Origin of the sequence: Thioalkalivibrio sp. ALE23 (genome assembly GCF_000378545.1) — a bacterium.
Taxonomy (GTDB): Bacteria; Pseudomonadota; Gammaproteobacteria; order Ectothiorhodospirales; family Ectothiorhodospiraceae; genus Thioalkalivibrio.
In genome coordinates this window covers 51,396-63,836 of record NZ_KB900035.1, presented here as the reverse complement: position 1 = coordinate 63,836, position 12,441 = coordinate 51,396, and the positions used below count along the sequence as shown (strand labels likewise).

11 protein-coding genes are annotated in these 12,441 nt (G+C 66.8%); 4 read left to right on the top strand and 7 right to left on the bottom strand.

All coding sequences use genetic code 11. The annotated features are described in order from the left end of the window. Positions 1–717 (top strand): LytTR family DNA-binding domain-containing protein, encoded by a 717-nt coding sequence (locus tag F573_RS0110600; RefSeq protein WP_019022560.1) that lies wholly within the window; start codon positions 1–3, stop codon positions 715–717. Between the two features lie 51 nt (positions 718–768). On the opposite strand, the gene F573_RS0110595 is transcribed toward F573_RS0110600, so the two are convergent. Then, positions 769–1,239, bottom strand: coding sequence for a thioredoxin fold domain-containing protein (locus tag F573_RS0110595; RefSeq protein WP_018868877.1), 471 nt, complete (start codon positions 1,237–1,239; stop codon positions 769–771). A 90-nt stretch (positions 1,240–1,329) separates the two neighbouring features. On the opposite strand from F573_RS0110595, the gene hemC reads away from it, so the two are divergent. Next, the gene (gene hemC, locus F573_RS0110590; RefSeq protein ID WP_019022559.1) at positions 1,330–2,259 is read left to right on the top strand and encodes a hydroxymethylbilane synthase; all 930 of its coding nucleotides are present in this window, start codon (positions 1,330–1,332) and stop codon (positions 2,257–2,259) included. 10 nt (positions 2,260–2,269) lie between these two features. Further along, a complete protein-coding gene (locus F573_RS0110585; RefSeq protein WP_019022558.1) occupies positions 2,270–3,091 on the top strand; it encodes a uroporphyrinogen-III synthase in 822 nt (273 codons plus the stop codon). A 71-nt stretch (positions 3,092–3,162) separates the two neighbouring features. On the opposite strand, the gene F573_RS0110580 is transcribed toward F573_RS0110585, so the two are convergent. After that, a complete protein-coding gene (locus F573_RS0110580; protein WP_019022557.1) occupies positions 3,163–4,188 on the bottom strand; it encodes a CDP-6-deoxy-delta-3,4-glucoseen reductase in 1,026 nt (341 codons plus the stop codon). Between the two features lie 170 nt (positions 4,189–4,358). Between F573_RS0110580 and F573_RS0110575 the strand changes: the two genes are divergently transcribed. After that, complete coding sequence (locus F573_RS0110575) at positions 4,359–4,925, top strand: hypothetical protein (protein WP_019022556.1); 567 nt, start codon at positions 4,359–4,361, stop codon at positions 4,923–4,925. Between the two features lie 111 nt (positions 4,926–5,036). Here F573_RS0110575 and ubiD read toward each other — a convergent pair whose 3' ends face one another. The 5 genes from ubiD to gyrB are packed head-to-tail and all read right to left on the bottom strand — an operon-like array spanning position 5,037 to position 12,387. Beyond that, positions 5,037–6,500, bottom strand: coding sequence for a 4-hydroxy-3-polyprenylbenzoate decarboxylase (gene ubiD / locus F573_RS0110570; protein WP_019022555.1), 1,464 nt, complete (start codon positions 6,498–6,500; stop codon positions 5,037–5,039). A gap of 41 nt (positions 6,501–6,541) precedes the next feature. Continuing rightward, complete coding sequence (gene xth / locus F573_RS0110565) at positions 6,542–7,312, bottom strand: exodeoxyribonuclease III (RefSeq protein ID WP_019022554.1); 771 nt, start codon at positions 7,310–7,312, stop codon at positions 6,542–6,544. Further along, on the bottom strand, positions 7,309–9,363 hold the full coding sequence (locus tag F573_RS0110560; RefSeq protein WP_019022553.1) for a M3 family metallopeptidase: 2,055 nt from the start codon (positions 9,361–9,363) through the stop codon (positions 7,309–7,311). Before F573_RS0110560 ends, xth begins: the two co-directional genes overlap by 4 nt. Positions 9,364–9,422: 59 nt before the next feature. Next, entirely contained in the window at positions 9,423–9,938 is a 516-nt protein-coding gene (locus F573_RS0110555; protein WP_019022552.1) for a hypothetical protein, read from the bottom strand. Between the two features lie 16 nt (positions 9,939–9,954). Next, complete coding sequence (gene gyrB, locus F573_RS0110550) at positions 9,955–12,387, bottom strand: DNA topoisomerase (ATP-hydrolyzing) subunit B (protein WP_019022551.1); 2,433 nt, start codon at positions 12,385–12,387, stop codon at positions 9,955–9,957. Positions 12,388–12,441 lie beyond the last annotated feature (54 nt).

The following is a 12,441-nucleotide window of genomic DNA, read 5'->3' as shown; positions in this document are numbered from 1 at the left end:
ATGGAATTGCTGATCGCGGATGACGAACCGGTCGCGCGCGAGCGGCTGCGCGACCTGGTAACCGAACTGGGCCACCGGGTGGTGGCGGAAGCCGCGGACGCCGGGGAGGTACGCACGGCTCTGCAGACCCACCGGCCGGGAGCGCTGCTGCTGGATATCGAGATGCCCGGCGAGCGCGGGATCGAGCTGGCGGGCGAACTCGCGCGGAGCCATCCCGAAGTGGTCGTGATCCTGGTCACCGCACACGAGGCTTTCGGCCTGCAGGCCTTCGAAGCGGGGGTGCGCGACTACGTGCTCAAGCCCGTACGCCGGGAGCGACTGGAGCAGGCTCTGGAACGAGCCCGGCATGCAACGGACGGATCCGCGCAGCCGGACGAGCCGCCGGCCATACGCCTGCGCATCGGCCGACGCGAAGAGTCGGTGCAGCTGGATGCGATCGACTGTTTCGTCACCGAGGATGGCTGCGTAGTCGCACGCGGGCGGGACCTCGAGGGCTTCGTCGAGGCTCGGCTGCAGGATCTGGAGCAGGCCCTGGGGGACGAGGTGCTGCGCGTGCACCGCGGGGCCCTGGCGGTGGCCCGGAATGTGGCGGGCCTGGAGACCCGCAACGCCGGCGACCATCGTCTGCGGTTTCGTGACGGGCGCGATCCGGTACCGGTGAGCCGGCGGCAGCTGGCCCGAGTGCGCGAGTTTCTGCGGCGGCACACCCGGGTGTGATCCGGGCGGGCCTGATCCGCGCGGGTCCGGTCCGGCGGGACGTGGCGCGGGTCAGCTGCCCTCGCGTGCGGCGTTGATGCGCATGCGCACCTGACTGCGGTAGAGCTCCTCGTTGGGAATGCCCACCAGCGGGCGCCCGACCGGATTGCCCTCGGCGTCGAACGCCACCAGGGTGGGGGTCACGCGGGCCCCGTACCGGTTCCCCAGCTCGGAGCCACGCATGGTATCGCCATCGAAATCACGGACTTCTTCGCCGTTCATCTCCACCATGAGGATATTGACGTCGGAATGGGCCTCGTCACGGCTCATCGGGCCCAGATGGGCCTCCTTCGCGAGCTCGCAGTAGGGGCAATTCTCGGCGGTGAACATCACCACGGTGGGCTTGCGCTCGCCGTTGTCCTTGAGCGCCTGCAGGTCGGTCACCCGTTCCAGCTCCGCCTGAGCCGGACCGGCGAACAGCATGGCCGCGGCCAGGCCGAAGGCCGCGAGAATCCGGTTGCGTGTCATCATGAACTTGTCCATCGGTTTTTCGGCTGCGGGTTGCGAGCCGTTATACTACGTCGTTTTTATGGACCCGGGACAAACCACCGGGTTCCCCGAACGGGACACTGCATGAAACCGCTACGCATCGCCACCCGCAAGAGTCCGCTGGCCATGTGGCAGGCCGAACACGTCGCCGAGCGTCTGCGCGCGGCACACCCCGACCGGCCAGTCGAACTGGTGGGCATGACCACTCAGGGCGACCGCGTGCTCGACTCGCCTTTGGCGAAAATCGGCGGCAAGGGCCTGTTCGTGAAGGAGCTGGAGAACGCGCTGCTGGAAGATCGCGCGGATATCGCGGTGCATTCGGTCAAGGATGTCCCGATGGAGCTTCCGGAAGGCCTGGCCCTGCCCGTCATCCTCGATCGCGAGGACCCGCTGGATGCGTTCGTGTCGAATCACTACGGGCACGTGGACGAGCTTCCGCAGGGCGCGCGGGTCGGCTCCTCCAGCCTGCGTCGCCAGTGCCAGCTGCGTGCCCGCCGGCCCGATCTGGAGGTCCATGACCTGCGCGGCAACGTGAACACGCGGCTGGGCAAGCTGGATGCCGGCGAATACGACGCGATCCTGCTGGCCGCGGCGGGACTCAAGCGCCTCGGCTTCGATGCGCGCATTCGCAACTGCCTGGAACCCGAGGTCAGCCTGCCCGCCGTCGGTCAGGGGGCCATCGCAATCGAATGCCGCGACGGGGACAACGAGGTGGAAACACGGATCGCCAGCCTGAATGATCCGGATACCAGCGATCGCGTACGCGCGGAACGCGCGTTCAACCGCCGGCTCGAGGGGGGTTGTCAGGTACCGCTGGCCGCCCATGCGATCCTCGAGTCCGACGGTGGCCTGTGGCTGCGCGGGCTGGTGGGCGCGGTCGATGGCAGCCAGCTGCTGCAGCGCGAGGTACGCGGGCCCCGTGCCGAGGCCGAGGCACTGGGCATCCGCCTGGCGGACGAGCTGCTGGAACTGGGCGCCGGGGAACTCCTGCGCGCCGCAATGAACGATCACTGAGGACCGCATCATGGCCGAAGCCGAAACCGCTGCCCGGAGCCGGGCCCCGACCCTCGCCGACCGGGGCATTCTGGTGACCCGGCCCGCCGCTCAGGCGGAACCGTTCTGTGAGGCGCTGGAGAGTGAAGGGGCCCGGGTGATCCGCTTCCCGGTGCTGGAGATCCTCGCACCCAGCGATCCCACCAATCTGCGCGCGGTGCTGGACGAGCTGGATCAGTTCGATATTGCGGTGTTCATCAGCCCCAACGCCGTTCAGCGCGTGATGAACCTGGCGCTGGCGGATCGTGAGTGGCCCGCCGGGACCGCCATCGCCGCGATCGGCAACCGGACGGCCCAGGAATTGCGCAGTTTCGGCCACGCGCCCGACATCGCCCCGCCCCGCCGCTTTGACAGCGAGGCGCTGCTGGCGGAGCCGGCGATGCAGGAGGTGGGCGGCAAGCGGGTGGTGATCTTCCGCGGGGACGGCGGGCGCGAGCTGCTGGGAGATACCCTGCGCGAACGCGGCGCCACGGTGACCTTCGCCGAGGCCTACCGGCGCGGGCGCCCGGAGGGGGACACCGGGGATCTTATGTATGCGTTCTCGCGCGGGCAGATCGACATCATCACCATCACCTCGGGCGAGGGCCTGCGCAATCTCTACGAGATGGTTGGCAAGCTGGGGCGCATGTGGCTGCGCAAGACCCCCCTGGTAGTCGGCAGCGAGCGCATCGCCGAAATCGCGCAGGAGCTTGGCTTCAAGGCCGCGGTGGAGACGGCCGAGGATCCCACCGACGCATCCATGCTGGCGGCCGCACGCCGTCTCGCGGCGCGCCTGGACGGCGGCGACGGCTGAGAAAGGGTCTGGCCCGCGCCCACGAAACCGGCAGGCGCCGGTTGGCAGGCGAACAGGGTCACGTGCCCCGGTCAGGAGCCACCCGCGGGCTCGAAGCTGTCGTAGTACAGCTGCTCCGGGGGCAGGCCCGCTGCACGGAAGGCCTCGCGGGCCGCATGGACCATGGGTGGCGGCCCCGCCATGTAGACATCGAAGCCGGACAGATCCGGGTATTCGGCCAGCACCGCCTCGTGGGGCAGTCCCGCCCGCGCGGCGAAGCCCGCCGCCTCGTCCTGCGGATGATCGGACAGCACCGGGGTAAAACGGAAGTGATCCGGTTCCGCCGCCGCCATCGCCTGCAGCCACTCGGGCGCATAGATACCCACCGCCTCCCGCGCGCCCCAGAACAGGTGGTGCCGCCGGTCCAGCCCCTCGTTCGCCAGGTGGTCCAGCATCCCCTTCAGCGGACCGAAGCCGGTCCCCCCGCCCACGAACAGGCGCGGGCGCGGGGATTCCTCGTCCACGAAGAACTGCCCCAGCGGGCCCTCGATACGCAGCAGGGCCTTGGGCTGCATCTCTTCGAATACATGGGCCGAGAAGCGCCCGCCCTCGACGTATTTCACGTGCAGGATCAGCTGTTCGTCGTCATGCGGAGCGTTGGCCAGGGAATAGCTGCGGCGTTCGCCCCCTTTCAGCAGGACGTCGAGGTACTGCCCGGCCAGGAACTGAAGGCGTTCCCGTGCGGGCAGCTGGATCCGGAGTTCCATCACGTCATCGGCCAGCCGGTTGAGGGCTGCCACGCGGCACGGCAGTGTCTTGACCTCGATGTCACGGGCCGCGCCGATCTCGCGCACCTCGATCTCCAGATCGTCCACCGGGACCGCCTGGCAGAACAACGCCAGGCCGTCGGCCAGCTCGGCCTCGGTAATGCCCGGTGGCAGTTTCGGTCCGTGATCCACCTCGCCCGAGAGCACCCGACCCTTGCAGGAGCCGCAGGCGCCGTTGCGGCAACCGTAGGGGAACGCGAATCCCTGGCGCAGACCGGCCTCGAGGACGGTTTCATCGTCCTCGACTTCGAACTGGTGGCCGCTGGGCTGGATGGTGACGTCAAAGGCCATGGGGCGTTCTCCATGCGGAAAAGGCGTTCATTGTGGGCAGAGAACCGGGGAACGCAAGCAACCGCAAGGAATCCGCAAGGACCTCCCGGACCCCCCGTTTTGGAGGGTGCATGACGGGTGGGTTCTGGGGCAGACTTTGCGAGACCACAATGGGCAAAGGGGAGAAAGCCATGCAAAAGAAGCGATACCTGAGCGTGCTGGCCGCAACGGGCCTGCTGGCACTGAGTGGCTGTGCCGCGAACGAGACCCGGGATTCGGGCGGGGAGGCGCAGGCGGCGCCGGCGGTCAGTGATCCGGCGGTCACCATCGTGATGCCCGAGCGCTTCGCCTACAGCGATGATGCGGTGGTGACGCAGGCCATCCGCAATGAATGCGAGCTGGAAGAACGCTTTCCGGAGTTCGTGCGGGAGTTCGGTGCACGGCATGACATTCGCTTCGAGGAGCGCGGTGACGCGAATCCGGCGGACGGCGGCCAGGTCCTGATGGTGGAGATCACCCAGGCGCGCAACGACGGGAATGCCTGGTCCGGACACCGTGCCTTCAGCGAAGCCGAAGGGACCCTGTACGAGGACGGTGAAGCCGTCGCGGACTTCACTTCTCGTCGCATCTCCGGTGGCGGCGCCTTCGGCGGATTCAAGGGTACCTGTTCGGTAATGGGACGCACGATCCGCGCGATGGGCTCGGACATCGCGGCATGGTCGCGGGTACCGGAAGACGGCGCCCATCTGGGCGACTGAGTCCCGCAACCGGGGGGCGGGCCCGAATATCCCCGGGCTTGCCCCCCTTCCTGCGCCCCCCTTCCGGCGGAGGCATCGACCGTTGGCCGACGGGCAGCCCGGTAGGCGGGTTCAGAGCCCCAGTTCGTCCCAGATGGCGTCCACCCGTTCCTTCACGGCCGGATCCATGCTGATGGGTCGGCCCCATTCGCGGTCGGTCTCGCCGGGCCATTTGGATGTCGCATCCATCCCCATCTTGGATCCCAGACCGGATACCGGCGAGGCAAAATCCAGATAATCTATAGGTGTATTCTCGACCAGCGTGGTATCGCGCACCGGATCCATGCGGGTGGTGATCGCCCAGATCACGTCCTTCCAGTCGCGGGTGTTCACGTCTTCGTCGACCACGATGACGAACTTGGTGTACATGAACTGCCGCAGGAAACTCCAGACCCCCATCATCACCCGCTTGGCGTGGCCGGGGTACTGCTTGCGCATGGAGACTACCGCGAGGCGGTAGGAACAGCCTTCGGGGGGAAGGTAGAAATCCACGATCTCCGGAAACTGCTTCTGCAGGATCGGGACAAAGACCTCGTTGAGCGCAACCCCGAGGATGGCCGGCTCGTCGGGCGGGCGGCCGGTGTAGGTGGAGTGATAGATCGGCTGGTCGCGGTGGGTAATCCGGTCGATGGTGAAGACCGGGAATTCGTCGACCTCGTTGTAGTATCCGGTGTGATCGCCGAAGGGGCCTTCCGGCGCGTTGTCGCCCGGATGGATATGGCCCTCGAGGACGAATTCCGCGGAGGCGGGCACCTGCAGATCGGAGCCGATACAGGTGGCCAGTTCGGTCCGGCGCCCGCGCAGCAGGCCGGCGAAGGCATACTCCGACAGGGTATCCGGCACCGGGGTGACCGCGCCCAGGATCGTTGCCGGGTCCGCACCCAGGGCGACGGCCACCGGAAACGGCTCGCCCGGGTGGGCCCGGCACCATTCCTGGTAATCCAGCGCGCCACCCCGGTGTGACAGCCAGCGCATGATCACGCGATTGCGTCCGATCACCTGCTGGCGATAGATGCCGAGGTTCTGTCGGGTCTTCTCCGGGCCGCGGGTCACGACCAGGCCCCAGGTGATCAGTGGCCCGGCATCGCCCGGCCAGCAGGTCTGCACCGGCAGTCGGTTCAGGTCGACGTCATCACCCTCGAGCACGTGTCGCTGGCAGTCCGGACTGCGCACCTTCTTCGGCGCCATGTCGAGGACCTTGCGGAACACCGGGAGCTGCTCCCAGGCCGCCTTCAGACCCCTGGGCGGATCCGGCTGCTTGAGAAAGGCGAGCAGGCGGCCGACCTCGCGCAACGCCTCCACCGAATCCTCGCCCATGCCCAGGGCTACCCGTTCCGGCGTACCGAACAGATTGGCCAGCACCGGGATGTCGGAACCGGTCGGGTTCTCGAACAGCAGGGCGGGGCCGCCGGCCCGCAGTACGCGGTCGCTGATCTCGGTCATCTCCAGATCGGGGCTGACCTCGCGCTGGATGCGGCGGAGCTCTCCCCGCTGTTCCAGGCCGTCGATGAAATCGCGCAGATCCTTGTACTGCATGGGTCCTCCCCGTGATGGGTGGTGGTACCGCGGGCGGCGGGTCAGTCGTCGTTAAATTCCGCCCACACCGGCGCGTGGTCGGAGGGGCGTTCCCAGGCGCGGGGTTCGCGGTCGATACCGGCCCCCGCCAGCCGGCTGGCGAGGGCCGCCGACGCGAGGATCAGATCAATGCGCAGCCCGCGATTGCGGCGGTAGGACGCGGCACGGTAGTCGAACCAGGAGAATTCACCTTCGGGCTGATCGAACGCGCGGAACGTATCCTGCAGCCCCAGGGCCTGCAGGGACTGCAACGCTTCGCGTTCGGGTGCCGAACACAGGACCTTGCCCTCCCAGGCCTCCGGGTCGTGGACGTCGCGGTCGTCCGGCGCGATATTGAAATCGCCGAGCACCACGAGCCGGTCGTGGTTCCGGGCCTCTTCTTCCAGCCAGCTACGGACCCGCGACAGCCAGTCGAGCTTGTAGGCGTATTTTTCCGAATCCACGGCCTCGCCATTGACCACGTACAGGTTCACCACGCGCACGCCGGCGATGGTCGCGGCGAGGATGCGGCGCTGGGCGTCCTCGAGCCCGGGCGGATCGGTCGCCACGTCGGTGGCCTCGGTGCGCGACAGGATGGCGACGCCGTTATAGGTCTTCTGGCCGGAATGGACCACCTGATAGCCGGCCTCTTGGATGGCGGCCACGGGGAAGGCGTCGTCGGTCAGTTTGGTCTCCTGCAGGGCGAGGATGTCGGTATGCGACGTCCCCAGCCATGACAGGACCTGGGGCAGACGCACCTTCAGGGAATTGACGTTCCAGCTGGCGATCTTCACGCGGCCTTCTCCTCCAGTCCACTGTGGCGCAGCAGCGCATCGATCTGCGGGTCGCGGCCGCGGAACGCGCGGAAGGAATCCGCGGCAGGACGGGAGGCCCCGGCCTCGAGGATCTCGTGCAGGTAATCGGCGCCGGCTTCGCGCGAGAACAGGCCCTCCTCCTCGAACCGGGCGAAGGCGTCCGCCGAGAGCACCTCGGCCCACTTGTAGGAGTAGTAACCCGCGGCGTAGCCCCCCGCGAAGATATGCGCGAAACCGTGCTGAAAACGGTTATAGGACGGCGGAGTGAAGACCGCGACCTCCTTGCGCACCGCATCCAGCAGATCCTGGATCTCGGCGGGGTCCGTCGGGGCCGGACGGTCGTGCAGGCGCATGTCGAACAGGGAGAACTCCACCTGGCGCAACAGCTGCAGGGCAGCATGAAAATGACGCGTCCCCTGCAGGCGTTCGTACAGGTCCTCGGGCATCGGCTCGCCGGTCTCGTGATGCCGGGCGAAGAGGTCCAGCGGTTCTCGCTCCCAGCACCAGTTTTCCATGAACTGGCTGGGCAGCTCGACCGCATCCCATTCCACCCCGTTGATGCCGGCGATCTCGGGCTCGTCGACCCGGGTCAGCATGTGGTGCAGACCGTGGCCGAATTCGTGGAAAAGCGTGATCACCTCGTCGTGGGTGAACAGCGCGGGCTGGTCATCCACCGGCGGCGTGGAATTGCAGGTCATGTAGGCCACGGGCAGCTGCAACCCGTCGGCCCGCGCATAGCGCTGGCGGCAGACATCCATCCAGGCGCCTCCGCGCTTGTTGCGGCGAGCGTAGAGGTCCAGGTAGAAGCCGGCCCGCTCATCGCCCTCGGGGCCGAAGATGCGGTAGAAGGTCACGTCGTCGTGCCAGGTCTCGATCTCCGGATCAGCCTCGAAACGGACCCCGAACAGGCGTTCGACCAGACGGAACAGACCGTCCACGGCCCGGGTGGCGGGGAAATACGGTTTCAGCATCTCCTGCGACAGTCCGAGCCGGCGCTCGCGCATCTTCTCCGCGGCCCAGGCCACATCCCAGGACTCGAGTTGCTCGAGGCCGAGTTCCTCGCGGGCAAAGCGCTCCAGCTCGGCACGGTCGCGTTCGGCCTGCGGACGGGCGCGGCGGGCGAGATCGGCGAGAAACTGCTCCACCTGCTCCGGGGTCTCGGCCATCTTGGTCGCCAGCGAACGATGGGCGTAACGGGGAAAACCGGTGAGTTCGGCCTTTTCCTGGCGCAGCTGCAGGATTTCGACCATGTTGGCGGAGTTGTCGTAGGCAACGTCGTGCGGGCCGGTCTCCGAGGCTCGGGTGACGAAGGCGTGATACACGCGTTCGCGCAGCGCGCGATCGTCGGCGTGAGTGAGGACGGCGTGCACGCTGGGGAAGTCGAGGGTGGCGGCCCAGGGTGCGTCCGGTTCGTGGTCACGGGCGTTCCGGGCCAGCAGGGCGCGGTCGGAATCGGACAGGCCGGCGAGTTCGCCCTCCTCGTGTAGCGGATGGGCCCAGGCCTGAGTGGCGTCCAGCACATTCTCTTCGAAGCTGGCGGTCAGCTCGGAGAGCCGCCCGTCGATTGCTCGCAGACGGTCGCGCGCCTCCGCGGGCAGATCAACACCGCTCAGATGAAAGTCACGCAGGGCATCGTCGATGACCTTGCGCCGCTGCGGCGAAAGCCGCGGGTATTCATCGCCATCGGCCAGCGCGCGGAAGGCCTGGTACAGGCCCTGGTGCTGCGACAGCCAGGAACCGTAATCCGACAGCCTGGGCAGGCAGGCATTGTAGGCCTCGCGCAGGGCCGGCGAATTCATCACCGAATTCAGATGGCTGACCGGTGACCACGCGGTCTCCAGGCGGTTTTCCAGTTCCTGGAGAGGAGCGACCAGATTGTCCCAGGTGGGGCGATCACCGGCGCGGGCGACGAGTTCATCGATCTCGCGGCGATTGTCGGCGAGCAACTGATCAATGGCCGGGATCACATGATCCGGCTCGATGGACCGGAACGCGGGCAGGGAATCCACGTTCAGCAACGGATTGGACACGACGGCTCCCGGGGTCGATGTTTGGGAACGGGATTATGCCACTGTCAGGGAAACACTGATCAATGTGCACGCTCGCGCTGGTGGGAGGGCTCCAGTGGGGCGTAGGAACCACGGGCGGTCAGGCGCGCGACCAGTACGCCCGGAGGGGTTCGGCACAGCGAGCGATAGGCGCCAAGGGCCGCATTGTAGCGGCGAATGGCATCCGTTATCGCTGCATCCAGGGCCTCGATACGCCGGACGCCGGAGTGATCGCGGTTGGATTCGCCGAATTCCTCGACGAGCAGGTCCCAGTTCTTCCGCAGGTCTCGCTCGGCCGTCGCAAGTTGCGGAGGATCGCCGTGGCGGCGGGCGGATTCCTGTGCCGCCAGGACGGTGTCCAGGCCGGCGCGCCGGGTGGGCGGGACCGCGAGTTCGGTCAGAGCCTGCGGTAAAAGCGCATTACGCTGGCACACCAGGACATCGAACTGCTCCCAGGCACGGGTGACCTGGCGATGACAGTGGGCGAGACGGGCCGCCGTCCGCCCCAGCCAGACGAGTCCGATCGCGCCGACAAGGGTCAGCAGCAGGGCGAGCACGGGCGACGCGCGCGGCTCAGATGTCGACGTTTTCGGCGCTCAGCGCGCGGGTCTCGATGAAGTCGCGGCGCGGCTCGACCTGGTCGCCCATCAGGGTGGTGAAGATCTCGTCCGCGCGAATCGCATCCTCCACGCGGACCTGCAGGAGGCGCCGGGATTCGGGGTCCATGGTCGTCTCCCACAGCTGCTCGGCGTTCATTTCCCCGAGGCCCTTGTACCGCTGGACGGACAGCCCACGCCGGCCTTCGGCCAGCAGCCATTCCATGGCTTCGGAGAAACGGACGATTTCGTGGCGTCGCTCGCCGCGCTGGATGTAGGCCCCTTCGTCCAGCAGGCTCTGCAGGCGTTCGGAGAGATCGAGGATGGCCTGGAAATCGCGCGAGGCCAGGGTGTCGTCGGTGAGGTGCTGCGACAGCCGCGCGCCGTGCTCGAGACGATGGAGTGCGAGCCGGTCATGACCGTCGGGGTCGCGATCGGCCTCCAGTTCGTAGCGCGTGGCACCCGCCTTGTCACTCGACAGTCCGTCGAGAATCGCCTGGAACCACTGCTGAACCGCAGGTTCGGTCACCGAACGCGGGCGCGGCATGGGTGGCGCTTCGAGCATGCCCCACAGGACGCGAGGATCATACAGACGTCCCAGACGCCCGACCGCCGCGGCGGCCGCCTGGTAGGCACGGATCAGGTCCTCGAACGCCTCGCCGGTGATCGCGGGGGCCTCGGCGGCGGGATGCAGCGCTGCCCCGTCCAGGGCCAGGGAGTGGATGATCTGCTGCATCTCCTGTTCGTCGCGGATGTACTGCTCGCGCTTGCCGCGCTTGATCTTGTACAGCGGCGGCTGGGCGATGTAGACGTGGCCGCGCTCGATCAGCTCCGGCATCTGACGGAAGAAGAAGGTCAGCAGCAGGGTACGGATATGCGAGCCGTCGACATCCGCGTCGGTCATGATGATGATCCGGTGATAGCGCAGCTTGTCGGGGTCATATTCGTCCTTGCCAATACCGCAGCCCAGGGCGGTGATCAGCGTACCGACCTCGGCGGAGCCGAGCATGCGGTCGAAACGCGCGCGCTCCACGTTGAGGATCTTGCCCTTGAGCGGAAGGATCGCCTGGAAGTGGCGGTCGCGGCCCTGCTTGGCCGATCCGCCGGCCGAGTCCCCCTCCACCAGGTAGAGTTCCGAACGGGACGGGTCCTTTTCCTGGCAGTCGGCGAGCTTGCCGGGCAGGCCGGCAACGTCCAGGGCACCCTTGCGACGGGTGACTTCACGTGCCTTGCGCGCGGCCTCGCGGGCGCGGGCGGCGTCCAGTACCTTGTCGGTGATCGCCTTGGCCTCGGACGGATTTTCCAGCAGGAAGGCGCCCAGCGCATCGGAAAGCACCGAATCGACGATCGGCTTCACCTCGGAGGAGACCAGCTTGTCCTTGGTCTGGGAGGAGAATTTGGGGTCGGGAACCTTCACCGACAGGACCGCCGTCAGACCCTCCCTCATATCATCGCCGGCCGTGGCGACCTTCGCCTTTTTGGTCAGGCCTTCGCGCTCGAGATACTGGTTGATCGTGCGGGTGAGCGCGGCGCGAAAACCGGCCATGTGGCTGCCACCGTCGCGCTGCGGAATGTTGTTGGTGTAGCAGAAGATATTCTCCTGATACGAATCATTCCACTGCAGGGCGACCTCAACTGCGTAATCGTCCCGCATCTGGTCGGCGTAGATGACCGTGGGATGCAGGGCGGTCTTTTTCTGGTTCAGGTGTTCGACGAAGGCACGGATACCGCCTTCGAACACGAAGGTCTCTTCGCGGTTGTCACGCAGGTCTCGGAGCGTGATGCGCACCCCCGAGTTGAGGAACGAAAGCTCGCGCAGGCGTTTGGCGAGGATCTCGTAATGAAACTCGATGTCGGAGAAGATCTCGCTGCTGGGCCGGAACCAGATTCGGGTGCCGTGCCGTTCGGTCGCCCCCGTTACGGTCAGGTCGGTCTCCGGGACGCCGAGATGGTAGGTCTGTTCGTGCCGCTGGCCATCGCGATGGATCTCGAGTCGAAGCTCTTCCGACAGGGCGTTAACCACCGAAACCCCGACCCCATGGAGGCCACCGGACACCTTGTAGGAATTGTTGTCGAACTTGCCGCCGGCGTGGAGGACGGTAAGGATGACTTCGGCCGCCGACTTGCCTTCTTCCTCGTGGACATCCGTGGGAATGCCGCGGCCGTTGTCGGCAACGCTGATGGCATTGTCCTCGTGGATCACGACCTCGATGCTGTCACAGTGTCCGGCCAGCGCCTCGTCGATGGAGTTGTCCACCACCTCGAAGACCATGTGGTGCAGACCGGTGCCGTCATCGGTATCGCCGATGTACATCCCTGGACGCTTGCGCACCGCGTCCAGCCCCTTGAGGACACGGATCTGGCTGGAATCATAGGCGGCGGGATCGGCGGGGATTTCGTGGTCGGCCATGGATGCGCTTCCGGCAGGTGACAATCCCGTCATTGTACCGCAAAGCCGGCCGAT